This window comes from Alistipes sp. i18-0019-D1, from assembly GCF_042852885.1.
Lineage (GTDB): Bacteria > Bacteroidota > Bacteroidia > Bacteroidales > Rikenellaceae > Alistipes.
The window spans coordinates 3,629,249-3,654,897 of sequence record NZ_AP031424.1; the positions used below are offsets into that span (position 1 = coordinate 3,629,249).

General features: G+C 59.4%; 22 protein-coding genes. 7 read left to right on the top strand and 15 right to left on the bottom strand.

The window, feature by feature from the left end; genetic code table 11:
• Nucleotides 1-133: 133 nt before the first annotated feature.
• From rbr to ACGHP5_RS15160, 5 genes are all read right to left on the bottom strand, one after another.
• Nucleotides 134-712 (bottom strand): rubrerythrin, encoded by a 579-nt coding sequence (gene rbr / locus ACGHP5_RS15140; RefSeq protein ID WP_015546108.1) that lies wholly within the window; start codon nt 710-712, stop codon nt 134-136.
• A gap of 112 nt (nt 713-824) precedes the next feature.
• On the bottom strand, nt 825-1,907 hold the full coding sequence (locus ACGHP5_RS15145) for a CapA family protein (RefSeq protein ID WP_390567532.1): 1,083 nt from the start codon (nt 1,905-1,907) through the stop codon (nt 825-827).
• Between the two features lies 1 nt (nt 1,908).
• Nucleotides 1,909-2,211 (bottom strand): DUF4491 family protein, encoded by a 303-nt coding sequence (locus tag ACGHP5_RS15150; protein ID WP_015546110.1) that lies wholly within the window; start codon nt 2,209-2,211, stop codon nt 1,909-1,911.
• Nucleotides 2,212-2,229: 18 nt separating this feature from the next.
• Nucleotides 2,230-3,414 carry a mechanosensitive ion channel family protein gene (locus tag ACGHP5_RS15155; RefSeq protein WP_295905063.1) on the bottom strand — a complete coding sequence of 395 codons (1,185 nt, stop codon included), beginning with the start codon at nt 3,412-3,414 and terminating at the stop codon, nt 2,230-2,232.
• 1,258 nt (nt 3,415-4,672) lie between these two features.
• Nucleotides 4,673-6,028, bottom strand: coding sequence for a DcaP family trimeric outer membrane transporter (locus ACGHP5_RS15160; protein ID WP_290531863.1), 1,356 nt, complete (start codon nt 6,026-6,028; stop codon nt 4,673-4,675).
• A gap of 193 nt (nt 6,029-6,221) precedes the next feature.
• Between ACGHP5_RS15160 and ACGHP5_RS15165 the strand changes: the two genes are divergently transcribed.
• From ACGHP5_RS15165 to ACGHP5_RS15190, 6 genes are all read left to right on the top strand, one after another.
• Nucleotides 6,222-7,379, top strand: a complete 1,158-nt coding sequence (locus ACGHP5_RS15165; protein ID WP_390567535.1) for a metallophosphoesterase — start codon at nt 6,222-6,224, stop codon at nt 7,377-7,379.
• On the top strand, nt 7,370-8,449 hold the full coding sequence (locus ACGHP5_RS15170) for a dihydrofolate reductase family protein (protein ID WP_390567537.1): 1,080 nt from the start codon (nt 7,370-7,372) through the stop codon (nt 8,447-8,449). Before ACGHP5_RS15165 ends, ACGHP5_RS15170 begins: the two co-directional genes overlap by 10 nt.
• Nucleotides 8,450-8,557: 108 nt before the next feature.
• Nucleotides 8,558-10,012: a TolC family protein gene (locus ACGHP5_RS15175; protein WP_295904937.1), complete on the top strand. Its 1,455-nt coding sequence runs from the start codon at nt 8,558-8,560 to the stop codon at nt 10,010-10,012.
• A 140-nt stretch (nt 10,013-10,152) separates the two neighbouring features.
• Entirely contained in the window at nt 10,153-11,142 is a 990-nt protein-coding gene (locus ACGHP5_RS15180; RefSeq protein WP_337657903.1) for an efflux RND transporter periplasmic adaptor subunit, read from the top strand.
• A 3-nt stretch (nt 11,143-11,145) separates the two neighbouring features.
• Entirely contained in the window at nt 11,146-12,324 is a 1,179-nt protein-coding gene (locus ACGHP5_RS15185) for an ABC transporter permease (RefSeq protein ID WP_290531868.1), read from the top strand.
• 1 nt (nt 12,325) lies between these two features.
• Nucleotides 12,326-13,558, top strand: coding sequence for an ABC transporter permease (locus tag ACGHP5_RS15190; protein ID WP_390567540.1), 1,233 nt, complete (start codon nt 12,326-12,328; stop codon nt 13,556-13,558).
• A gap of 100 nt (nt 13,559-13,658) precedes the next feature.
• Here the strand turns inward: ACGHP5_RS15190 and ACGHP5_RS15195 are convergent, their stop codons facing one another.
• Nucleotides 13,659-14,513, bottom strand: coding sequence for an AraC family transcriptional regulator (locus ACGHP5_RS15195; RefSeq protein WP_290531870.1), 855 nt, complete (start codon nt 14,511-14,513; stop codon nt 13,659-13,661).
• 134 nt (nt 14,514-14,647) lie between these two features.
• On the opposite strand from ACGHP5_RS15195, the gene ACGHP5_RS15200 reads away from it, so the two are divergent.
• A complete protein-coding gene (locus ACGHP5_RS15200; protein ID WP_390567542.1) occupies nt 14,648-15,274 on the top strand; it encodes a nitroreductase family protein in 627 nt (208 codons plus the stop codon).
• Between the two features lie 76 nt (nt 15,275-15,350).
• On the opposite strand, the gene ACGHP5_RS15205 is transcribed toward ACGHP5_RS15200, so the two are convergent.
• The 9 genes from ACGHP5_RS15205 to mazG form a co-directional block, all read right to left on the bottom strand.
• Nucleotides 15,351-16,010: a hypothetical protein gene (locus tag ACGHP5_RS15205; RefSeq protein WP_390567544.1), complete on the bottom strand. Its 660-nt coding sequence runs from the start codon at nt 16,008-16,010 to the stop codon at nt 15,351-15,353.
• Nucleotides 16,011-16,019: 9 nt separating this feature from the next.
• Nucleotides 16,020-16,676 (bottom strand): hypothetical protein, encoded by a 657-nt coding sequence (locus ACGHP5_RS15210; RefSeq protein ID WP_390567546.1) that lies wholly within the window; start codon nt 16,674-16,676, stop codon nt 16,020-16,022.
• Between the two features lie 7 nt (nt 16,677-16,683).
• On the bottom strand, nt 16,684-17,958 hold the full coding sequence (locus ACGHP5_RS15215; protein WP_390567548.1) for a C10 family peptidase: 1,275 nt from the start codon (nt 17,956-17,958) through the stop codon (nt 16,684-16,686).
• Between the two features lie 261 nt (nt 17,959-18,219).
• Nucleotides 18,220-21,192, bottom strand: coding sequence for an outer membrane beta-barrel protein (locus tag ACGHP5_RS15220; RefSeq protein WP_390567550.1), 2,973 nt, complete (start codon nt 21,190-21,192; stop codon nt 18,220-18,222).
• A 247-nt stretch (nt 21,193-21,439) separates the two neighbouring features.
• Nucleotides 21,440-21,877 carry a DUF4890 domain-containing protein gene (locus tag ACGHP5_RS15225; protein WP_290531876.1) on the bottom strand — a complete coding sequence of 146 codons (438 nt, stop codon included), beginning with the start codon at nt 21,875-21,877 and terminating at the stop codon, nt 21,440-21,442.
• A gap of 139 nt (nt 21,878-22,016) precedes the next feature.
• A complete protein-coding gene (locus tag ACGHP5_RS15230) occupies nt 22,017-22,778 on the bottom strand; it encodes a LytTR family DNA-binding domain-containing protein (RefSeq protein WP_337658072.1) in 762 nt (253 codons plus the stop codon).
• Nucleotides 22,778-24,082 carry a histidine kinase gene (locus ACGHP5_RS15235; protein WP_290531877.1) on the bottom strand — a complete coding sequence of 435 codons (1,305 nt, stop codon included), beginning with the start codon at nt 24,080-24,082 and terminating at the stop codon, nt 22,778-22,780. The genes ACGHP5_RS15230 and ACGHP5_RS15235 overlap by 1 nt, the downstream gene beginning before the upstream one ends.
• Nucleotides 24,083-24,166: 84 nt before the next feature.
• A complete protein-coding gene (locus tag ACGHP5_RS15240) occupies nt 24,167-24,703 on the bottom strand; it encodes a gamma carbonic anhydrase family protein (protein WP_337658073.1) in 537 nt (178 codons plus the stop codon).
• 76 nt (nt 24,704-24,779) lie between these two features.
• Nucleotides 24,780-25,553: a nucleoside triphosphate pyrophosphohydrolase gene (gene mazG / locus ACGHP5_RS15245; RefSeq protein ID WP_390567553.1), complete on the bottom strand. Its 774-nt coding sequence runs from the start codon at nt 25,551-25,553 to the stop codon at nt 24,780-24,782.
• Nucleotides 25,554-25,649 lie beyond the last annotated feature (96 nt).

Below are 25,649 nucleotides of genomic sequence, written 5' to 3' on the forward strand. Positions count from 1 at the left end.
CTTGCAAAGATACGGAGAAAATCCGGAATTTTAAGTCTCCGGGGGCCGAATATTTGCACGTCCGCACATGCAGCGGAAATAAAAAAGCCCCGTCTCCGAAGAGACGGGACTCGTATGCGGGCCGCAAGGCGGACTAATAGTTCTCCTTCTTCGGCTCGAAATAGGCCTGGGGATGCTTGCAGGCGGGGCACAGCAGCGGAGCCTGCTCGGCCTCGATGACGAAGCCGCAGTTGCGGCACTGCCACCAGATCTTGCCGTCGCGCTTGAAGAAGTTGCCGTCCGTGAGGCGGCTCAACAGCTTCAGGTAGCGGCGTTCGTGCTCGGCCTCCACCGTCGCGATCATCTTGAACGCCGTGGCGATCTCCGTGAATCCCTCCTCCTCGGCGACCTTGCCGAATTCGCGGTACAGCACGTCCCACTCCTCGTTCTCGCCCTTGGCGGCAGCCAGCAGGTTCTCGGCCGTCGTGCCGATGGGTCCGGTGGGGTAGCTGGCCGTGATCTCCACGTCGCCGCCCTCGAGGAACTTGAAGAAACGCTCGGCGTGCTCCTTCTCCTGCTCCGCGGTCTCGGCGAAAACGCCTGCGATCTGTTCGTAACCCTCCTTCTTGGCCTTGCTGGCGAAAAATACGTAGCGGCTGCGGGCCTGGCTCTCGCCGGCGAATGCCTTCAGCAGATTCTGTTCGGTACGCGTACCTTTGATGCTCTTTTCCATAATGTCGTATTGTTTAATGTGTGTGCATTCTTACTGTTACAAAGATAACGATTTCCGGAAACAATCTCCAAAAAAAAGCCATCGTTTCTTCCTATGGAGCCATTCGGTTTACCTATAAGCCGTTTCCCGGCAGCGCGTCGAGGTCGGCGCGGAAAATCCCGTAGGCCGCGGGCAGCGTCATCGTGTCGGCGGCCTCGGGCGTCAGGATGCGGTAGCCCGGCACACTGACCCACACGGGCGTCGTTTCGAGCCGATAGGTCATCCGCCCCTCGGGATGCCGGACGGCCTCCACCGTGGCCGCCAGACCGCCGTCGGTGTAGCGGCGGCGCTGGCCCGAGACGAGGTTGCCCAGCGAGTAGAGCACCACGTGCGACGAATCGGCCACCCAGGGCTGAATCACGTGCGGATGGCTCCCGACCACCACATCGGTTCCGTGACGGCGCAAAAACGCGGCCAAACTCCGCTGCGCGGCGTTCTCGCGCCGCTGGTATTCGTCGCCCCAATGGACGCACGCGACGATGAAATCGACCCCCGAGGCGCGTGCCGCCGCCAGATCAGCGGCCATGCGCACCGTGTCGATCAGGTTCACCACCGTGCCCTCGGGAACGGGCATGCCGTTGGTCCCGTAGGTGTAATTGACGATCGCCAGCCGTATGCCGCAATGCGTGAGGTAAAGCGGGTTATTCTTCTTGTAATCAGCGCTGTCCGCAAACACGCCCGTGTGGCGTATCCCGCAGCGGTCCAGCTCTTCGACGCTCGTGCGGATGCCTTCGGCGCCGTTGTCGCAGCAATGGTTGTTGGCCAGCACGGCGACATCCACGCCTGCGTCGCGCAGGGCGTCGGCCAGCGCCGCGGGCGACCGGAAAAGCGGGTAACCCGTATAGCGGCTGCGGCGCGTGAGAGTGGTTTCGAGGTTCACCACGGCCAGGTCGGCAGCCCTGATGCGGGGCGCGAGCGCCCGGAAAACGGGTTCGTAGTCGAACCCGTCGCCGCGGCGCACGGCGTTGACCTGCGGCATGTGCTGCATCACGTCGCCGCCGAAAAACAACCGCATCCGCCGGGGCGGCGGCACGGGTCCCGGTCCCGACCAGCCGGCGGGCAGCGGGGGCGTGACGGGCGCAGGGCCTCCCGCGGGCGTGCAGCACACGGCGGCGAAGGTCAGTGCCGTCAGCAGACATATCCGGCGTACGCGCATGCTATTTCCGCTTGGGGTTTTTCGGGAACCAGCCTTTGGCCACGCGCTCGCGCTGTTCGAACAGCTCGCCGATCGACCACAGCGACGAGGCGCCCCACACGGCCAGCAAGGTCGACCAGAGGATGTGCCGCACGGCGATCGAGCCGGCGACGGCGGCGATTCCCATCACGAGGAACAGCCACCAGATTTTCACCCCGAAATAGTATTCGCCCTTGGTGACCATCGGGTGAAAGATGCCGATGATCAGGAAGGTGGCGATGCCGATGACGATTCCGGTAAGGTTGTATTGCGCTAAAAATTCCATCGTTGCTATCTGTTAAGATCAGGATTCGGAGGATTGAGGCTCGCGGTCGGAGGAGCGTTGGTAGGCCCGCAGGCCGAAGTCGGGAAGGACGGCGAACAGGTGGTCGAAAACAGCCCCCTGCACGGCCTCGTAGGCCACCCAGTCGGTCTCCCGGGTGAAGCAGTAGACCTCGACCGGGATGCCTTCCGGGGTGGGCTGGAGCATTCGGACCATCTGCATCAGGTCGGGGTGGATGCCCGGGTGGCCCTTCAGGTAACGTGCGGCGTACTCCCGCAGGGCATAGAGGTTGACGACGGGTTCCGCGGCCGCCGCCCCGGCCAGTCCTTTTTCGCGGAGCGCGGCCAGCTCCCCGGCCGTGCAGTTGCGCACCGAACTGGCGTCGATCAGCAGCGACCGCTTGATGCGCCGTCCGCCGCTGTCCCACATGCCGCGCCAGTTCTGGAACGAGTCGCTGACCAGCGCATAGGGCGGGATGGTGGTGATGGTCTTGTCGAAGTTCTGCACCTTGACCGTCGTCAGCGTCACCTCCGTCACATAGCCGTCGGCGCCGTACTTGGCCATCGTGATCCAGTCTCCGGGACGCAGCATGTCGTTGGCCGAGAGCTGCACGCCGGCGACCAGTCCCAGGATGCTGTCCCTGAAAATCAGCATGATGATGGCCGCCGAAGCGCCCAGTCCCGCGAGTACGGCCGTGGCGTCCTGCCCGATGAGGATGCTGACGACGAGGATCGCCCCGATGCAGACCGCCAGCAGCTTGATCATCTGGTAAACGCCTTTCAGCGGACGGTTGCGCAGCGTTTCGTGGCGGCTGGAGATGTCGTAGAGCGTATCGAGGAACGCCGAGACGAGTTGCAGGGCGGCGACGATCAGGTAGATCAGACAGGCCTTGTGCAGCACGTTCAGCAGAACGGGCGCATCGTAGAACGCCACCCGGAGCAGGACATACCAGATCAGGGGCGGGATCAGGCGCGCCGCGCGGTGCATCACCTTGTCGCTGAAAAGGTGGTCGTCCCACGCGGCTTTCGTCCGGGCGCTGATTTTTTGCAGGAGCGGAACGACCAGACGCCGGAACAGGACCGCCGCCGCATAGGCGACGACGAGTATGCCCAGGATGATGATTGCCTTGACTGCCAGATTGATATACGTTTCGCTCCATCCGGCTTCGGCCAGCCAGCGGGCTATCGCGTGGTTCGTTTCTCCCATACGTTGTCGATTGGTCCGATGACAAAGATACGAAAAAGTCGGACCGTTGCAAAACCGAACCGCATGCGATTCGGCAAAACCTCCCGACCTCCTGAAAGCGTCGTCACGACACCGGAGATGCGCTGCCGCCGGGGAGCGGAGAAAAAACCGGGGGCGGGGCCTAATCGCTGCGGTTGAGCTTATTTTAGATTGGTCGGGCATTCCGCGCCGCCGCCCCCGGAAGGTAAAAAAGGACCGGCGGTTACATACTCCATGAAGAATCAGAAAGCAGTGACGCAACGTTCAGCCGCCGGTCCGTATGGCCGGGCCGGCGCTTTCGAAAAAGAAAGGCGCAGGCCCCAAGATACCCATACTCACGTGAAGGTCGACTAAAACCCATGCCGAATACAGATACAAGGAACCCACGCCCGTAACGCGCAGTTTCGATAATAAGCAAGTCAGAACCCCTCGTTGCCGGGCCGTGGGCCGACAACTCGCGGAGCATCCTTGCACCTTCGCCTCGACATTTGAAAGTTAGTCGTTTTCACGTGAAGCAAAGCAAACAATCCGCACGCAGGCGAATCGTCAAGACAAAGGTAGCAAAAAAAACGTTCCGTGCAACAGTCGGGCCATTTATTTTGGCGGAACGGCTTTGTTTGCGGAAGCCGGCGGCAAAAGGCCGAATTGCGGTCTGCGCCCGCGGGGTACTTTGTACTTTTTGGCCGCAAAAAGTACCAAAAACTCTCCGACAGATGCCTCCGCCTGCTTCGTCCCGTCTAACGTTCGAAACGGGCGCCTATTCGCGGGGGCGCACGCGCCCCTGCCCCGTTTCTTGCCACTTTTAGCCGGGCCTTCGTTTGACGGCTCCGGCATCGAGCCGGGATCTTTCGCCGCCTGTGGCGGCGTGAGAAGAGACGCAACAACCGGATCGGAAACACAGAATCCGTCCATCGCCCCTGGAAGCGGTTTTAAACCGCCGCATTATCGCTTGCAGCGGAAAAAGAACGGCGCGAAGGCGGAGCGTTGAAAAACGGGGCCGGTTTGCTCGCAAACCCGCGAAGGCGCCCGTTTTAGCGCAGCCGAGCGACGTTCCCGCGAAAGCGACATGCGGATGGTTTTGGTACTTTTGACATCAAAAGTACAAAGAAACCCAGCTGTCGGAGACTGCGTTTAGTGCCTTTGCACCAAAAGGTAGCTACACCCCGCGGTTGCCGCGAAAAAAGGCGGTTCCCGAAGAAACCGCCCGAAAATACTCAATACTATTTAATATACGGTATCGTCAGAAACTGTATTGCAGCATCACGTTCACGCGGTTGGCGTGCCCCTTGTCATTGTTCATGTCCTTGCGCGAACCGTAGAGGTACTCGCCGGCCACCTTGCAGCGCGGGGTGATCGAATAGAAAATGTTGCCGAAGATATACTGGCCCTGCTTGTACTGGTCGTCGGAGTAGAAACCGTGGCTGCGCTGCACGCGGACGGTCGAATAGCCGCCCGAGATGAACAGACGCCGGGTCAGGTTGATCTGTGCCGCGGCCTGCCATCCCCACATGGGCATGGTCTGGATCTGGTCGGCATTCTCCGGATTGGGGGTGAAGTCGAGTCCCGAGCCGGTCAGGTCCTGGATATACGGGGTGATGCCCTGGCCGTAGACGCCGTTCATGAAGAGCCGCAGGGGCTGCGCCACCTTGATCGTGCCGCTGAACTGCACGCCCCAGCCCAGCAGCGAGGTGTTGTTGCCCGTGCGGAGGTTGTGGAGATACATGTTGCGCACGACGCCCGAAGCCCGGATGTGGCTGTCGCGGTTGGCGCCCCACGCATACTGGAAGTAGGCCGGGAAGTCGGGAACGCGTTGTTTCAGCGTCGCGAAGTTGTCGTTGTACGTGCCGCTGACCGAGGGCATCTCGGCCGCAACGCCGAATTTGAGGTGGTTGTCGGCGAAGGCGTATTCGTAGCGGATCATCGTGGCGAAGTTGAAGTTATAGGCGTTGGGACCCTGGAAGTCGATGGTCGTCGGGGCTGCCGAAAGGTCGCAGAACGTCGTCACGTCGCGGCCCAGCGTAAAGCCCAGGAATGACACGTAGGCCGAACGCAGGCGGGGCGTGTAGCTGCCCTCGGCGCCTCCGCGGAAGTCGGCGTCCATGAATACGACCACGCGGCCCAGCGCACGGGTGTTGGTGATGGCCTTCATGAACAGGCGCGAGGTCGAAGCGTCCATCATCAGCTTCTGCTTGGTATCGTAATTGCCGTGAACGGGGATGTCGTAGGTCACGAAGTCGATGTTGTCGACGATGCCGTCGAAGTCATACCCGGCACGGAGGCTGACGAAACCGCCCAGCGAGAAGGAGAAGCGGTTGTTCTTCGTGGCGAAGACGAACTGCGGTTTCTCGACCTGCTGGAAGCCCGGACGATGGGTCTCGATGTAGTCCTGCGTGGCGTTGTCCATGGCCATGCGGTTGAGCGCCGCCGCCTGCTGCATCGCATAAGGCCCGTAGTTGTAGATGGTGTCCACCTCCTGCACCGAGATCAGGTAGACCGTGGGCGAATACTCGCCGCGCATGGCCTTGCGCTCGTAACGCTGCGCCGACGCGGAACCTGCAACCAGCAGAGCCACAATTAAAAGTCGAAATGTTTTCATAAGCCGAATAAATTTGGTTTTATTAATGTTCTTGCTCGTTCTCAAAGAGTTGTAACTCACCGGACAAATCAGCAAGTTGTATGCCAAAGGAAACCGCGGGAAAAGCAAATTTTGTTTTGCCGAATCACAGGCGGTTCGGTTTTGCAACGGTCCGACTTTTTCGTATCTTTGGCGCCATATAAATAAAAGGTATATGCTCTTTTTTCTGACGTTGATTCTCTCCCTGACGGCCATCGCCGCCGATTTCATCCATTTCCGCCGTCGCCGCCGCCGGAAGCGGCCCGTGCGCCGCGCACTCGTGGCATGGGCCGCCGCGACCGACGCCCTGCCGATCCTCTCGTCGATCATAAGCGCCTTGAGCCGCGACAACGGCACGGGGCTGATGCACCTCTATATGTGGCTGTTCTGGGCGTGGATCGTCACCGTCCTGCCGCGCCTGGCGTTCTATGCGTTCAACTTCGTGAACCTGCGCCGCACGGGCTACGTAGCGGCCTGCGCGTCGGTGCTGTTCGTCATCTGGGGTACGACCCGGGGACGCACCTCCATCCGCGTCAACCGGGTGGAAATCTGCTCCGACCGCATTCCCGAGGCTTTCGACGGCTTCCGGTTCGTGCAGATCACCGACACGCACGTCGGGACCCTCGTCCGTCCCGAACGCGAACTGACACGGCTGGCCGACAGCGTGAACGCCCTGCGCCCCGAGGCGGTGTTCTTCACGGGCGACCTGGTGAACATCCGCGCCGGGGAGCTGGACGAACGCACCACGGCGCTCCTGCGGCGGATCGCAGGTCCGGTCTGGTCGGTCACGGGCAACCACGACGTGGGAACCTACGTCAAGGATTCGCTGCGTTTTCCGGCGGCCGGGGAGGCCCGCAAGGTGGTCGCGCGCCAGCGGGCGATGGGGTGGACCGTCCTGGAGGACACGACCGTCTACTTGCGGCGCGGCGCTGACAGCATCTCGCTCACGGGGTTGTCGTTCGACCCCGCGCTGCGCGAACGCCGCCACGACCGCGACCTGCCGGGCACGGCCATTCCCAAGGCTTACGCCGGGGTTCCGGATTCGCTCTACAACATCACCCTCGTACACATCCCGCAGCTCTGGGAGCAGATCGTCAAGGCCGGCTACGGCGACCTGACGCTCGCGGGGCACGTGCATTCGATGCAGCTGAAAATCAGACCCTGGGGCCGCGGCTGGTCGCCCGCGAAATGGATCTACAAACACTGGAGCGGACGCTACGATACGGGCCGCCACACACTTTATGTCAACGACGGCACGGGATATGTTGCATATCCCATGCGACTGGGCGCATGGCCCGAAGTCACCCTGTTTACCTTGAAACGATGCAGATAACACTATCTTTCGCCACGACGGCCGACGGCTACCTGGACGACGACAGCCCCCGGCGGCTGATGATCTCGACGCCCGAAGACTGGGAGGCGGTCCTGCGCCTGCGCGCCTCGCACGACGCGATCCTCGCAGGAGCCGAAACGCTGCGGCGCGACAATCCCGCGCTGCTCCTGCGCGATGCCGCAGCGCGGGAGCAGCGCCGTGCGCGGGGCATGCGCCCCGACCTGACGAAAGTCACCGTAACGCGCTCGGGACGGCTCTCGCCCTCGATGCGCTTCTTCACGGAGGGCGACGCCCGCCGGTATGTGTTTTCAGAGATGGAACTTCCGGAACTTAAAGGTGTTGCGGAGGTTATCTCAAGCAACGGTCCAATTACGGCCGCATTTATCGTCACCGAACTCGAAAAGCGCGGCGTGGAGCGCCTGCTGGTCGAAGGGGGAGCCTCCGTCCTGCGCATGTTCCTCGCCGAAGGGATGGCCGACACGGTGCGCCGGGCGGTCAATCCGCGGCTGACGCTGGGCCGGGAGCGGGGCGGCGCGCAGTTCCGGTTCGAGGTCCCGGAGGGGGCCGCATGCCGGCGGGAAAATCTGGGCGGCATGGAGGTCACGACCTGCACGCTTCGTCCCGACACCCGGGACGAAGACCTCCGTTACCTGGCGCGGGCGGTGGCCGAAGGGCTGCGGTGCGTGCCCAGCCCGACCTCCTATTGCGTCGGGGCTGTGGTGGTGCTTCCCGACGGGAGGACCTTCACGGGCTACACCCACGAGACTTCGCCCACGCACCATGCCGAGCAGGAGGCGATCCGCAAGGCCCTCGATGCGGGCGCCGAATTGCGCGGGGCGGCGATTTACTCCTCGATGGAGCCGTGCTCGCAGCGGAAAAGCGAGCCGGAGAGCTGCACGCAGCTGATCCTGCGCCACGGATTCGCGCGCGCGGTCTTTGCGCTGTACGAACCCGACCGGTTCGTCTGCTGCCGCGGGGCGCAGACGCTGCGCCAGGCGGGGGTCGACGTGCGGGTTTATCCCGAGCTGGCCGAAGGGGTGCGCCGGGCCAACGCCCACCTCGGGAGGTGAAACGGGCGTGATTTGTGTCCATAAGGGCCTAAAAATGTCCTAAACACCCTCTCGATTGAAAAAGTATTGCAAGAAAATCTATCTTTGCCGAATAAACGCATGAATACTATGAAAATAGCTGTCAAAATCGCCTTCATGGCGGCAGCGATGGTTCCGGCGGCGGCGTCCGCACAGGAAGCCGGGCGGATGCTCTCGCTCGACGAGGCGGTCGCCGTCACCCTCACGGAGAACCCTGCGCTGAAAGCCGCGGCCTACGAGGAGCGCGCCGCACAGCAGCAGCGCCGCGCGGCCATCGGCCTTCGCATGCCGCAGATCAACGTCACGGGCGCATACGCCTACATGGCCAAGGACATCGGATTCGACTTCAACGAGATGAAAGGTCCGGCCAAGGACCTTGCGGGGAAAATCCTCGGCAGCGGCATCATCACCGATCCGGCCATCATACAGGGCATTCAGGGGCTTCTTAACCCGATGATGAATGCCGACTGGTTCCTCAAGGTGCAGGACCGGAGCCTCGGTTTCGTGGGCGGCGAAGTGACCGTCCCGATCTGGATGGGCGGCAAGATCAACGCCGCGAACCGCGCCGCGCGGATCAACGAGAAGACGGCCGTCGAACAGGGCAACCAGACCCGTAACGCGCTGATCTCGGAACTCGTGGAGCGTTATTTCGGACTGGCCCTCGCCACGCAGGTCGTCGAGGTGCGCCAGCAGGTGGTCGACGGCGTGCGCAAGCACCTCGAAGACGCCCGGGCGCTCGAACGCAACGGCATGATCGCCCAGACCGAACGCCTCTACGTGGAGTTCAAGATGGCCGAGGCCGAACGCGAGCTGGCAAATGCCAAATTGCAGGCCGAGACCATCGCCAGCGCACTGTCGAACACCCTGGGCCGCGAGAGCGACTGGCGTCCGGTGACGTCGATGTTCCTGCTCACGAAGGTCGAGGATCTGGCCTATTACCAGGACCTCGCGCAGGCGCGCAACCCGCTGCTCAGCCAGGTGTCGCTCAAGCGCGAACTGGCCCAGGAGGGCGTGCGGGTCCAGCGTGCCGATTTCCTGCCGCAGGTGGCGGCCATCGGAGGCGGTTCGTTCTACAACTACCAGGTGGCGGGACTCGTACCGCGCTGGGCCGTGGGCGTGGGGGTCAACATCAAGATTTTCGACGGTCTCAACCGCGAATACAAGTACTCGGCCGCCAAGCAGACCGTGCGCCGCGTGGGCGAGTTGCAGAACAAGGCCGGGAAGGACATCGCGGTGCTGGTGGAGAAACTCTACAACCAAATGATGAACTACCGCAACCAGATGACCTCGATCGACGCGTCGCTGAAATTCGCCGAGGAGTATCTCCGGATGAAGAACGCCGCGTTCCTCGAAGGGATGAGCTCCTCGTCGGACCTGATCGACGCCGAGCTGAACCTCGCGGGCGTGCGCACCGAGCGTCTGCAGGCAGCCTACAACTACGACCTGCTGCTGGCCCAGCTGCTCGAGGCCGCGGGCATCAGCGACGAATATCCGTCCTATGCGCGCCGCAGCGACGCGCAGGCAATTCTCTACGACAGAAAATAGCACGGAGGCGAAATCACCCGCCGACAACTCCTGTTTTGCCGCACAGCGGTACATAGACCCCGCCCGGGGCGGAGTCGGGGAGGGCGGCAATGACCGGCCGGGCTGTATGAACGAACGCAAATTATAATAGACATCAAGATATGAAACGAAGCAACGTAATCGGAATTCTGGCGGCCGCAGCGGTCATCGTCCTCTCGGTCGTACTGATCAGCTGGTACCTCACCAAACGGACCCCGACGCTGATTCAGGGCACGGTGGAGTGCACCACCTACAAGGCCTCGTCGAAGGTTCCGGGCCGCATCGACGACATGAAAGTGGCCCAGGGCGACCGCGTGGAGAAGGGACAGCTCCTCTACACGCTCTCGACGCCCGAACTGGAGGCCAAGCTCCGGCAGGCCGAGGCCGTGAAGAGCGCCGCCGCGGCGTTGGACGCCATGGCGCTAGCCGGTGCCCGCGTGCAGCAGATCGAGGCCGCGATGAACATGTGGCAGAAGGCGCAGGCCGGGCTGGAACTGGCCCGCAAGACCTACGAGCGCGTGCAGAACCTCTACAACGACGGAGTGGTTCCGGCGCAGAAGCTCGACGAAGCCACGGCCAACTACAAGGCCATGGAGGCCACGGCGCTGGCCGCCAAGGCGCAGTACGACATGGCGACGGACGGCGCCCGCAAGGAGGACAAGGAGGCCGCCGCGGCCCGTGTCCGCCAGGCCGAAGGGGCCGTCAGCGAGGTGGAGTCGTACATCAGCGACGCGATGGTCTATTCGCCCGTGACGGGCGAGATCTCGACGATCATCGCCGAAGAGGGCGAGCTGGTCGGCAGCGGTTATCCGGTGGTCGCCATTCTCGACATGAGCGACATGTGGGTGACCTTCAACGTGAAGGAGACGCTGCTCCCGGGCCTTCGGATCGGAACCCGCATGAGCGGCTACGTCCCGGCGCTGGACAGCGACGTGGAGTTCGAAGTGACCTACATCTCCCCGCAGGCCGATTTCGCAACATGGTCGGCGACCCGCACGCAGGGCGGGTTCGACATCCGCACCTTCGCCATCAAGGCCAAGGCCGTCACCGAGGCCGCGAACATGCGCCCCGGCATGAGCGTACTCGTCGACTGGGACCAAATCGGAAAGTAAGCGATGCCCGGATTCCTGCACAATACCTGCGCCGTGATGCGCCGCGAGATGGGCCGGCTGACCCGTCAGCCGATGTATTTCGTGCTGATGATCGTCCTGCCCGTGGTGTCGTTCGCGTTTTTCGCCCTGCTGTTCAACCAGGGTGCGATCCGCAACATCCCGATCGCCGTCCTGGACCAGGACAACACGACGCTTTCGCGCAAGGCCGTGCAGATGATCGACGACACCCCGACGGCGATGGTGGCCTACGGCATTCAGGGCATGGACGAAGGCGAGCGGCTGATGCGCGAGGGGCGGGTCATGGCCATCGTGCAGATTCCGGCCTTCTTCGAGAAAAATATCTTGAGCAACAGCCAGACCCACCTCGAAAACTACGTCTCGGGAACGAACATCACGGTCAACGGACTGCTGTCGAAGGACATTCAGACCGCCGTGACTACCTTCACGGCCGGCATCCAGCTCCAGGTGCTCATGAAACAGGGGCTGACGCAGCGGCAGGCCATGGCGCAGCTGATGCCCGTGCGCTTCGACAAGCACGTGCTCTTCAATCCGCACATCAATTACGGATACTACCTCTCGCCGAGTTTCATGCCCATGATGCTGATGATCTTCGTGGTGATGGTGACCGTTTTCGCCATCGGCACGGAACTCAAGCACGCCACGGCCAGCGAATGGCTCGGCACGGGAAACGGCTCGGTCACGGCGGCGCTCGCGGGCAAGGTGCTGCCCATTACGGCAGTGATGTTCCTGATCTCGCTGGTGATGCTGGTGATCAACTTCAAGATCGTGGGAACGCCGCTGAACGGCAGTCTTACGGTCATCCTCATCGGCACGCTGCTCTTTATTTTGAGCTACCAGTCGATCTCGGTGCTGATCGTCTCGCTGCTGGCCAACCTGCGCCTGTCGCTCTCAATCGGCGGCGGATATTCGGTGCTGGCCTTCACCTTCTCGGGACTGACGTTCCCGATCATGGCCATGTGGGAGCCGATGCAGTGGGTGAGCAAGATCTTCCCGTTCACCTTCTACACCGATATTTTCGTCGACCAGATGCTCCGCGGCACGCCGTGGGTCTACTCGCTGCCCGACCTCTGCTACATGTCGCTGTTCATCGTTTTACCGCTCCTGTGCCTGCCGCGCCTGAAAAGGGTGTGCACGGAGGAAAAATTCTGGGGGAGATTGTGATATGAGCCGATTTACGAAACAAACAGCCTCTTACTGGAAGCAGCTCGGGTCGGTCATCCGCAACGAGTTCCGAACGATCTTCAAGGACGGGGGCGTGATGCTGATTCTGATTTTCGCACTGATCATCTACGCCACGGCCTACTCGCTGGCCTACGGATCGCAGGTGCTCCGCAACGTGCCGATCGGCGTGGTGGACGAATGCCGCACGCCGACCAGCCGCAGTCTGATCGACACCTTCAATGCCGGACCGAACACCTATGTGGCCTACAACCCGACCTCGATGGAGGTGGCCAAGGAACTGTTCTACGGCCGCAGGATTTACGGCGTGGTCTACATTCCGTCGGATTACGAGGAGAAACTCTACGGCGGAGAGCAGGCCAACGTGGCGATTTACGCCGACGCCAGCTACTTCCTGATGTACCGCCAGGTTTTCCAGGAGGTCGTGACCTCGATCGGCAAGACGGGAGCGATGGTCGAATTCCAGCGCCTGATCGCCAAGGGGGCCAACATCCCGCAGGCGCAGGCCACGACCCAGCCCGTGATTTACGAGTCGCACAACCTGTTCAATCCCTATCTGGGCTACGGCACGTTCGTCATGCCGGCGATCATCATGGTCATCATCCAGCAGACGATGCTGATCGGCATCGGCATGATCGGCGGCACGTGGCGCGAATTCGGGCTTTACCGCAAACTCTGCCCTGCGGGGCGGCGGCGGATGTCGACGCTGCCCATCGTCCTGGGTCGCGGGCTGGTCTACGCCCTGATTTACGCTGTGACCTGCACCTATATCCTCGGCCTGCACTACCGGCTGTTCCACTTCCCGATGAACGGCGCGACGGGAGCCGTCGTGCTCTTCATGGCGGCCTACCTGGCGGCCTGCATCGCCATGGGCATCGCCGTCTCGACGCTGTTCCGCTACCGCGAAAACTCGCTGCTGCTGTTGCTGTGGACCTCGATCCCGGTGCTGATGCTCAGCGGCGTGTCGTACCCGCGCCAGGGCATTCCCGACTGGCTGTTCAACCTCGGACAGCTGTTCCCGAGCAGCCACGGCGTCAACGGGTTCATCCGCATACAGACCATGGGGGCCTCGATCCCGGAGGTTTTCGCAGAAATCAAGTGGCTCGTCATCCTCACGGTCGTATACGGCGGACTGGCCTGCATCGGCATTCACCAGGTGATCGGCCGCGAACAGCGAGAGTTCAAAAAACGGGGTCCGGAGAACCGAGGAGAGTGATCCCGGTTTTGCAGCCATGACGAATTTTCCCGGCGGGCATCATACCTGCCGGGAAAATTCGTTATCACCGCCTGCGAAGGAAGTTCAAGCTCCGATCACCTTATTGAAAGTGAGCCCGGTACCGGGAGGGCGACATCCCCGTGGCCCGCTTGAAAACCCGGATGAAATGGGGCAAATCATTGAAACCTACCATAAAGCATATCTCCGACACCTGTTTCTGCGAATGCTTCAACAGTTCGCAGGCCGTATTCAGCCGGTACCGGGTGACAAACTGCGAGAAAGTCATTCCCTTGCATCGCCGGAAATACGCGCAGAACGCAGACCGGTTCATACCTGTTTCCGCGGCGATCTCGTCCAGGGAGATCGCGTGAACGTAGTGTGCCATCACATAGGCGCATATCTGCTGCATACGCCGCACGTCCCGCTCGATGCGCATGGGGCTGCCGGCAAAAGTGCGGTCGGACGAAGTGAAGATGAAGGGCAGCAGCCGGAACATCTCACACAGACGTCCCAACTCGTCCAGATCGTTCATCCCTGCGAGTGTTTTTCGGATGATCCGGGAACTCTCGGACCCGAATTTCAGCGCGTCGGTCGGGAAGACGACGCCCGCCAGACGGTTGCGCACTTCGGGAAATACCTCCATGCACCGTTCCACCAGCGAATGGCTGAAAGCCGCCATCAGATAACGGACGCGCCCGTCATCGTCCGCCGAATCCGGTGCATAGATCCAGCGGTGGAGCATGCCGGGCGGGATCAGCACCGCATCGCCCGCCGAAAAAGCCTGCAACGTATCGCCCGCCATCCTGTTCCCGTACCCGTGGACGACATAATACAATTCCCACGCATCGTGTCGGTGCAGTTTGGCTTCGATGCCTGTTTCGACCCGTTGGTCGATGAAGAAAAACGAGTGATCCTTCGTTTCGGGCAGTTCGTAAGGGATGGCTGTGTCTTCCATGAGAGGGTGGGGGCATGAATTGGTCCGAATGCAAATATACGACAAATATCAAAAACAATATGGCAAATACGCAACAATCAAGCGGCGTAACTTTGCAGACAGGAACATCAAGTATCACCTAAAAACGTATTGTTATGGATTTCTACGAAGTATTGGAGAAAAGAAGAACCATCCGCGACTTTTCCGACAGGGAAGTCACGGACGAAATGTTGGAAAAGATTCTGTCGGCAGCTTTCAAGGCTCCGACCAACGACCATCTGCGCCAGTTCGAGTTCGTCGTGGTGCGCGGCCGCGAAAACATAGCGAAGGTAATTGCGCCGCTCGCAAAGAACATGGAGAAGTTCAAAAAACTCGTTTCCGAAGTGGACGAATCCGGCGACAAGGACAAAATGGCGATGTTCGCCGACGCACTGCCCAAACAGCAAAAGATGCTCATGGAGAGTGGACTGCTCGTCATCCCGTTCTTTCGCCAACTGACATGGCCATTGCTCGCACCTGCGGAGCAGAGCTCGCTCAACTACTTCGCTTCGGCATGGTGCGCGCTGGAGAACATCCTGCTTGCCGCCGCTTCGGAAGGTCTGGGAACCGTGTTCCATATTCCTGTGGGAGACGAAGCCGGCAAGATAAAGAGAATCGTGGGTGCTCCCGAAGATTACGAATTCACTTGTCTGCTCACAATGGGCTATCCCGCGGAAAACGCATTCCTGCCCAAACAGAAAGAGATCCGCACCGTGGATCGAATTCATAAAAACAATTGGTAATCGGGAATCGGTCTCTTATCTGTAAAAAAGACGTCGGGGTTCGGCCCGGCGTCTTTTTTTGTGAGTAAGTGGCGATCTAAAACTTATCGGGATTCTCCGCTTTATACTGCTCGTAGGAGATATACGACAGGTATTTATCCACCGTTTCCTTGTCTGTGGCGATATGCCCGACAACCCGGCAATAATCCCAATAAACGCCCTTCGAAGTCCATCCACCCATGTACGCAAAAGGTTGCAAACCTTCCATCACGAATACACCGTCCTTGTAATAGAGCAGTTCGAGCGTCGTCCGGGCGGCATACTGGTCATAGTTGACGGTCTTTGCCTCTTCCTCAATCCGGGGACTGTAAAGGGAAAGCGTATTCTTCGATTGGTCGCTGACGTTCCATTGTATTTCCTTATATACATCCGGAGCTTCTGGCAGGTGATCAAGCCAAAAAAATACACGGCATTTACCTTCGAAAAAAAGCATCATATTATAGATATCCGAACCACCCATCAATCCACGTCCGTCCCTGATTTCACCATTTGTATAGGCGGTATCGTAACTGTCAATCACCCAAACGCCTCGTTGTGCATCCGCTATGAATGCAGCCATATCTATTTTACCGTCGTAACCGACCATAAGTTCCTGGATTTTCGTCTCCGTCGGTGTTCGCGGAACAATCTCGGGATCACTGTCGCATGCCGACAGCATCGCCGACGACAGAACTAAAATTGTTATCAACTTTTTCATGGCAGCTGTCTAAAATCTATCGGGATTCTCCGCTTTATACTGCTCGTAGGAGATATACGACAGGTATTTATCCACCGTCGCCTTGTCTGTGGCGATATGCCCGACAACCCGGCAATAATCCTCATAAATACCTTTCGAAGTCTTCCCGCCCCAAGATCCGAACGGTTGCAAGCCTTTCATTACGAACACACCGTCCTTATAATAGAGCAGTTCGAGCGTCGTCCGGGCGGCATACTGGTCGAAATTTGCCGTTTTTGCCTCTGCCTCGATCCGGGGACTGTAAAGGGAAAGCGTATTCTTCGACTGGTCGCTGACGCTCCATTGCGATTCGAGATATACGGTTGGTCCGAGAATATATCCAAGCCATATATATGTGTGACAGCTACCGTCAGGAAAAAGCATCATATTGTCAAGGAAAGCACCCCCTGAAAGATCCTGTCCATTAAGGACCTCTCCATTGGTATAAATCATATCATACTCATCGATCATCCAAACCCCTTGCTGTGCATCAGCTACAAATGCAGCCATATCTATTTTGCCGTCGTAACCGACCATAAGTTCCTGGATTTTCGTCTCCGTCGGTGTTCGCGGAACAATCTCGGGATCACCTTCGCATGCCGACAGCAGCGCCGACGACAGAACTAAAATAATAATAATCTTTTTCATAATTGCTTTATTTTGAGTTTGCAGATCTATATAACCAAATTGAATCTATCATTTTAATTCCATTAAATGTAGTACCATTAACAGTATAACTGCTCATTGGGGTATAATAACCATTGAACATTCCATAGGCTCCCCAATTAAAATGTATCATATTGGTAGTTTCAACATCGGAACTTATCAGCACATATTCGTAATGTGCTGGGCGTAATCCGTCTTTTATCAGCCTTTCTTCGTAATATTCCGTTCCAATCCGTGAATATTTATATCCGTCAGCAACCCAAGCATGTCCATCTCTTGTGTTTGCCGCATTCCGTCCATCGACATATACTGGACGCTCTTTGTCCAACGCGCCTTGGACTGACCCATTAAAATAGTTTACAAGCCCATTAAAACAGACATATCCAAAAGATTTCATACAATTCGGGACATTGTTTGATGAAGCACTGCTACTATTTGGCGCAGTATAGTCCATATCTACTCTTTCTCCGATTTCACGCAACAATGCGGATATTTGGTATCCGTATGAATAGTTTATCAGATAATTCCAGTCCAAAGCGATCGTTTCGCCCGCATGCGGAGCATCGGTGTAGGTCGTCGTGAAAGAAGGCGGGAAACGGTAATAGGCCATAATCTGCGCAATGGCTGTCGCCACGCAGCCTGATGTCTTATTGCTGCAATAGTCTCCATAGGGAAACCCCTGCCCCCAATTAACCGGAATAAGCGGCTCGCAGGACCGGGATTCATTGACCTCCACCGTCTTGAATTTAGGCGTAGTGCGTATTGTGTCGAACTTCGGCGGCTTTATCACAGCCAGACTTTGCGCCATGACGTCCATATAGAAATCGAAATTCTCCACGCCGGTCGGCTCGCCGTAGGTGTAGTTCCCCTTCTCGGCGACAGCCAGCACGGGATCGACGGCGCGGTTGGCGGCAATGATCGAAAAGCCGTCGTCACCCTCGAAATTGAAAACATACATCAGCGTGTCGGTCTCGACGCCGCTGCGCGTAGACGGGGTAGTGACGCATTGGCCGCGTTCGCTGCGGATCGAACGGGCAGTGGCCGAGCGGGTTTGGCCCCGGTCGACAAGGGCGATGCTCTTCCGGGCAAGGGAAAGGGCCTCTTTGTAACTGCGCGTCGGCAAGAGCACGGTAGGCTGAACGGGCTGTTCCGGTGCGACAGCGGATGATCCGTCGTCGATTTTTGCGCACGAAACGGCGCAGATCAAAGCAAGGGCAACCAATACGGAGCTCCTTGCCTGTTTCATTGTACTTGTTTTCTCCATGGCATCATCATTTAATCTGTTAGCACGTATGTTGTTCGCCCAGAGCGATTTGGCGGAAAACAACCGCGAAAGGCCATCATGCGGAGATACAATTACATACAAATATTGTCAAAATTTTCAGTATATACAAGTATTTTATTGAAAATTTTAAAATAAAATATACGATTTATAAAAATTCTATTTCTGTCGTCGGAGGCCTGAAAAAAACAGGTTGACGGGAATGATCTCGTCAACCTGTTCAAAATCGTTTCGCGGGGTCCGTTACTGCGGTCCGTGGAAACCGCCCGGAGGAGGTCCGCCCGGACCGCCGGGACCCATGCGGCGGGAACCGGAGGAGGACTCGACGCCGTCGTAATCCTTCATATTGCGCGAACCCTTTTTGCCGAAGCGGCGCAGGTTGTAGTTGAACTGCACCATGTAGTAGCGGCCGATGACGCTGTTGGTGGAGTTCTGCGTGTAACCCGAACCCGTCGAGCGGGAGAAGGCCCGGTTCTGGTTGAAAAGGTCATTGACGCCGACCATCACTTCGCCGCGCTTGTTCCTGAAGACCTTTTTACCCAGCCAGACGTTGCACAGGAGGTAATCCTCCGAGTAATCGTTCGTAAAGCCGATGTACTGCGTGTAGGCCGCGCTCGCCGTGAAGGTGAAGCCCAGCGGGAAGACCACCTTCAGGTTGCCCTGCGCCGAGTGGTTGAAATAGCGGTTCTTCGACTTGTCGGTGTTCAGCGAGTTGGTCGCCTCGTTGTAGGTGCCGTTCCACGAGAGGGTGAAGTCGACATTCTCCGAAATGTTGCTGCCCAGCACGGCCCGGAAGTCGTAACCCATGTTCTTGGTGTCGTTGCGCTCGCCGCCCGAAATCATACCCGTCGCCGCGTCCACCGCGCCGCCCAGCATGCTGGGGGTCTTGGTGTAGATGACGCCCGCCATGACGTTGAAATTCGACTTGAGGAACCCGATCGGCAGGCCGTAGCTCAGGTGGGTCCGCAACTGCCAATAACCGTCGAGATTTTCGGTCGTCGAGTAGAAATTGGGCGAATAGGCCTGTCCGTCGATGGTGATGTCGCCGGGTCTTTGCACCAGATGCTGGGCCGTGTAATCCAGCGTCGTGTTCATCGAGAACATCCACATGAAGGTCCGGCCCTTTTCGACGTTGGAGTTGGTGTAGTGGAAATTCACCCGGTGCGAATAGGTCGGTTTCAAGTTGGGGTTACCGTGGCTGATGTTCTGGGCGTCCGATACGTCGTAAACGCTTTGCAGGTCGGTGATCGACGGGCTGTCGGTGTAGGACGAGACGAAGAGCCGCAGCGAGTTCTCACGGTTGATGTTCAGCTGGCCCATCATGAAATAGGTCACGTTGTCGTAGGCGTGCTTGATCTTCTCGGCATCGTCGCGCACGATCTGTCCGTCGAGGGCCGAACGCTGGTAGTAGACATTGGCCACGAACGTGTTGCGCTCTTTCGAAAAGCGGAAGCCGGGGCCTACGCTCTGCGTCAGGTAGCCGCTCTCGTAGGAGTTCGACAGCGAGCGGTCGGGAGCAAGTCCCGCGATCGAGAAATCGTCGCCCGTGATATAGGAACGCTTGTCGCGCTCCTGCGAGTTGTACGACGCACGGTACTGGAAGCTCACCTGCGCGTATTTGGCCACCGGCTCGGTGTAGGTGAAGCTGCCCCGCAGGCTGTACGACGACGACGGCGCCAGATTGCGCAGGTAACGCAGTTCGGTGTAGTTCGCCGGATCCCAGACGCCGGTCTCCGGGTCGACCGCCGGCCGGTCGGGCCGGGTTGCGAGGATGTTCGACCACGAGTTGGAATTGTTCGTGTTGTCCGAATAGCTGAACGATCCGTCGAGGGTGATCGTGCGGCCGTTCTTGCCCAGCTTGGCCCGGTAGACGGCGCTCGCCCCCACGTTGTAGCCGTGGCGCAGGGCGTCGCTGAAGTTGTCCGTGCGGCTGTAACCGCTGCCGCCGTCGGCGGGGGCGCCGTACTGCCATCCGGTCGTGCGGCTCCACGGGTCGTTGGACTGGTAGCTGAAACGCGGGCGGATCATCAGGTTCTGGTTCTCGGAGATCTTCCACTCCAGACGGGCGTTGAACCGGTGGTTGTAGCCCTTCGTATCGGAATAGCCGTTGGTCGACAGCGTATCGGGGATCATCGGAGCCTCGTACCATTTCTCCACCGTCGATCGGTTCTCGGTGTTGGTGTTGTTGAAGAAATAGCTGCCCTGGAACGTCACCTGGTTGCGCTTGCCCCACGTATCGGAGTAGTTGACGCCGATGGCGTTGACCGACGCCACGCCGCTCTGCGGACGCACCATGTAATTGCCCATGCCGCCGCGACGTCCGCCACCGCCGCCCGAGACGCCCAGAATGTCCTCGAACGAGAAATTCTGCTGGTTGACGTTGTTGAACAGGCCGATGAATGAAATGCGACTGTCGCCGCTGAACACGTTGGCATTGCCGCCGGCGATGTATTTGAACTTGTCTTCGGTCTTGGTGTCGGCGTCGTAGCCGAATCCGGCATAGAGCTTGCCGAACTGGCCCTGCCGCATGCCCGGACGGGTGACGATATTGAGCGCCTTGTAGCCCTCACCGTCGTCCATGCCCGAAAATTCGGCCGCGTCGGAGAGCTTGTTGTAGACCTCCACGCGGTCGACGGCCTCGGCCGGAAGCGACTTGATGGCCGTGGTGACATCCTCGCCGAAGAACTCCTTGCCGTCGACGAAGACCTTCTTGACCGTCTCGCCCTGCGCCTCGACCGTACCGTCGGTGACGGTGATGCCGGGCATCTTCTTCAGCAGCCCTTCGACATCGGCGTCGGCCACGACCTTGAACGCCCCGGCATTGTAGCTCACCGTGTCGCCTTTCTGCGAGGTGCGCAGCGCCTTGGCCTCCTTGACGACCGTTTCGATCTGCACGCCCGGTTTGAGTTTCAGCAGTCCGAGGCTGACCTTCGAAGCCGAGACCCGAAAGGTCGTGTCGAGGTTGTTGTAGCCCAGGAAAGCCACCGAAAGCGAATATTCGCCGTAGGCGAGCGACGGAATCGACACCGCGCCCTTGAAAGCCGAGGTGAAATACTGTTTCTTTTCCGGGGTTTTCACGGGCGAGAGTGTCAGCACCGCTCCGGCGACGCTCTCCCCGGTGTCGGCGTCGACGACCGTGGCTGTGACGCCGCCCCTTTGGGCGAATGCCGCGGCGGCAAAAAATGTCAGCAGGGTAGTCAGTAGTATTCGTTTCATATCTTCTGTTTGTGTGTTCTCTTTCTCGGGGCAACTCGAACCGGAATCCCGCGCCTTAAGCGAACGTAGAACCGGTTCGATAGCGATGTTGCGTTCCATGCGCCCATAAATCCCGTTGTTTAGGCGGGCGCGAAGTTAACCTTTTTGCGGCTATTTTATGCCCGCCGCGGGGCGAATCGGCAAAAAAAGGGCGTCAGTCGACCAAAACCGACGCCCCGGCCGTAACAAGCCGCAGAGAGACCTAACCTCACTCCTTTCCCTTCTTGTCCTTCTTCGGACAGGGCTTGTCACAGCATTCCTTACCGCCTCCGCGACGGTCACCCTTGTGCATCATCTGCGGGCCGCGCTCGCCGGGACGCGGAGCCTGCATCTGCGACCACTGCACGAACTGCTCGGTCGTCAGGATCGACTTCATCTTCTCGGCCTCGGCCTTGCGAGCCTCCTGCATCTTTTCGCGCATGGCCTGCATCTCCTTGATCTGCTGGAAATTCAGGTTATAAACCTCCTTGGCCTGCGCGTCGGTGAGCTTCAGCTCCTTCTGCATGCGTTCGGTCATGCGCTGGGCCATCTGTTCCACGGTCGGGCGCTCCTTGGGAGCGGCGGCCGGCTTGGCCTCCTGTGCGAAAGCGCCCGTTCCCGCCATCAGGCAGAGGGCTGCGGCAACTGCAAAAATCCTCTTTTTCATAATTTTTCGAATTTGGTTGTGGATCACTTTTTGTTTTCCGGCAATCCGGTTTTCCGGAGTTCCTGATGCAAAGGTAACGCCAAAACGAAAACCCGGAGCCAGGCCCCGGGTGAAACGGCAGAACGGCGGGGTCAACCGCCTATTCGACAGGGTGAAGCGACTTCAGCCACGCCTTGAATTCGGGAACGCGGGCTTTGGAAATGACGATCCGCTCGGGAGTTTCAACTGTGAGGTGCAGCGTGAGACGGCTCCCGAACCACACGGCGATCTCCTTCACGGCCTGCCGCGCGACGATGAACTGACGGTTGGCCCGGAAGAATTCGGCCTCGGGAAGCAGGCCCTGCAACGCTTCGAGGGTCTTGTCCAGCGGGTAGGCCGCGCCGTCGAAACCGTAGGCCGTGACCTTCTCGTTCGACGTATAGCAGTAGGCGATCCTGTCGCGGTGCAGCGGGATGATTTTGTCGCGCACGTGGACCAGGAAAACATCCTCGCGGCGGCTGGCGGCCAGCGTGCGGACCCGCGAGCCGTAGTCGCTGCGCTCGACCGACGTGAGGCGGTGCAGCTTGGCCAGCGCGCGGCCCACGTCGGAGGCGTTGAGCGGCTTGAGCAGGTAGTCGATGCTGTTGACTTTGAAGGCTTCGAGGGCGTACTGGTCATAGGCCGTCGTAAAGATCACCGGGGCGGTGATCTCCACGGCGTCGAAGATGCGGAACGAATCGCCGTCGGCCAGGTGGATGTCCATGAACAGCAGGTCGGGATGGGGGTTCGAGCGGAGCCATTCGACGCTCTCCTCGACGCTTTCGAGCGTCGCCACGATCTCCACGTCGGGTGCGGTCTGCCGCAGGATCGCCGCGAGATTGCGCGCGGCGGCGGTTTCGTCTTCGATAATCAGGGCTTTCATCATACGGCGGGATTTTGCAGCGGCATGCGCACGGAGAAGGTGGTGCCGTCGTCGGCGATTTCGATGTCGCGGCCCGTGATCAGGTGCCAGCGGTTGCGCAGGTTCTCCAGCCCGATGCCGGTCGAAGGTTCGGGTTCGAGCTTGGGGACCTTGGGGTTCGACACCACGAGCAGGCCCTCTTCGGTGCGGACCGAGATGTGGAACGGCTTGGTGCGGGTGATCGAATTGTGCTTGACGGCGTTGTCGATGAGCGGTTGCAGCGAGAAGGCCGGGAGTTTCCACCCGAGGTATTTCTCATCGACGTCGATATCGAAAAAGAGTTTGTCGGCGTAGCGTATCTTGAAAAGGTAGCTGTAAGCCTCCAGGAATTTCAGCTCCTCGTCGAGCGTCATCAGCATGCTCTGGCCGTTCTGGATGATGTAGCGGAACGTGTACGAAAGCTGGTCGATGTAGGTCAGGGCCTTCTGGTCGTGCTTCTCGCGCACGAGCATCGCCAGCGAATTGAGCGAGTTGAAAAAGAAATGGGGGTTGATCTGCCCGACGAGCATGTTGTAACGTGTGGTGAGGTTTTCGTTCTTGAGCCGCTCGTTCTCGACGACGACGGCCTGACGCTGCGAGATCAGCACGTAGATGCGCCCGTAGAGCATCGACGCCACCACAGCGAACGAGCATTTGAGCAGCAGCATGTAGTCGAACATCCGTCCGCTCATGAAATTCAGCTCGATGCGCCCCGTGTGCCACGCCGTGACGGGCGCCACGCAGTAGAGCGCGGCCGCCGCGACGCAGCACCACAGGCAGCGGCGCACGAAGCGCGACATGGAGTAGTTGCGCCTGACGGACGTGAGGATCGAAAGCATGACGAACGACACGACGAGGTAGTAGAACAGCTGCAGGAGCAGTTCCGTCATCTTCGAAGGCCCGTTGTAGAGTTTGCTGTAATCGAACTCCCCGCCGTTGTGCCGGCGGATTTCCGCCAGCATCGGATGCGCCTTCTCCGAGCGCGGCGGCATCAGGTCCGCGACGATCCGGTCGCCGGGCGAGATCCCCAGCCACCGCATGCGCCGCGTGGGTACGTAGACGCTGTCGCCGTTCTCGTAAATCAGGTATCCGTAGCCGTCGGGGTGCACCGAAAGTACGCCCTCGTCGGACCGCTCGATGACTCCCTGGTCGGAAGGGCGGGGCTGGCTGTCGCTGTTCAGGTCCACGAGCATCAGCAGCACGTAGGAGAAATTGACCACCAGGCTGATCGCCACGGCAACCAGCAGGTTGAGCACCAGATCGGCGTATTTCGATTGCAGTTTCATGGGTGAAAGTTTTTGTTCGGTTTCAGGCGACGGCCGGGAACATCATTTTGCCGCTTTGCGGCGTCGGGCGGAACGGAAACCCGGCTATTCTTCCGGCTCGCCGTACCAGGAGGCGTACAGCATATAGTCGTGGGCCGTGCGGCGGATGATCTCTTCGCGCTGCTCCGCAGTCACCTCCTTGACCTTCTTGGCCGGGACGCCCGCGTAGACCGAGTCGGGTTCCAGCTGCGCGTTCGAGAGCACCAGCGCATTGGCCGCGATGATGCAACCCGAGGGGATGCGGGCGTTGTCCAGCAGGGTGGCGCCCATGCCGATCAGGCAGTTGTCGCCGATCACCGCGCCGTGGATGATGGCGTTGTGGCCCACCGAAACGTCGTTGCCGATGATCGTCTGCGAAGGGTGCTTCGCCTTGTCGTAGATGGTGTGGAGCACCACGCCGTCCTGAATGTTCGTGCGGTCGCCGATGACGATCCGGTTCACGTCGCCGCGCAGCACGGCGTTGTACCAGATCGAGCAGTCGCGGCCGATGGTCACGTCGCCCAGGATGACGGCCGTTTCGGCCAGAAAGGTGTTTTCTCCGATCACGGGCACATGCCCGCGGACTTTTCGTATAAGTGCCATATTTCGTTATTCTAAATGGTAGCGTAAAAAACCTCGTCCAGCGCGATAACCGTCCATCGCCCCTAAAACAGGTGTCTTACACCTGTTTGGCTTCCTGCCACAGCTCCTCCATCGCGTCGAGCGACATTTCGTGAAGCGTATGTCCTTTTGCCGCAGCGTGTTCCTCCATGTAATTGAAGCGTTGGATGAACTTCTTGTTCGTGCGTTCCAACGCCGATTCGGGGTCCACGCCGTAGAGGCGGCAGGCGTTGATCAGTGCGAAAAACAGGTCGCCGAATTCGCCTTCGAGGTCGGTTCGGCTGCCCGATTTCATCTCGACTTCCACTTCGCCCAGTTCCTCGCGGACCTTGTCCCAGACATCCTCCTTCTGCTCCCAGTCGAAGCCCGCTCCCGCGGCCTTTTCGCCCATGCGGTAGGCCTTGACCATCGCCGGAAGCGAGCGCGGAACACCGCCCAGCGTGCCGCTCTTGCGGTTCTTCTTGCGGAGTTTCAGCGCCTCCCAGTTCTCCCTGACCTGGTCGGGCGTGTTGACGTGGATGTCGCCGTAGACGTGGGGGTGGCGGTAGATCAGCTTGTCGCACAGCGCGTCGGCCACGTCGCCGAAATCGAACGCACCCTCTTCCTCGCCCAGTTTCGAATAGAACACCACGTGCAGCAGCAGGTCGCCCAGCTCCTCCTTGATGCCCTCCATATTGTGGTCGGTGATGGCGTCGGCCAGTTCGTAAGTCTCCTCGATGGTGTTGCTGCGCAGCGAGTCGAAAGTCTGCTCGCGGTCCCAGGGGCACTCGCGGCGCAGGGTGTTCATCACCTCCAAAAGACGGGCCGTAGCCTTCAGGCGTTTATCTTCCATAGTCGTAAATTGTTTTTTCACACCGGGCGCAGAAGCGCGTTTGTCCGTGATTCGCTCCGTTCACCCGCTAAAACCGGGGTTTTACCCGGACAAAGG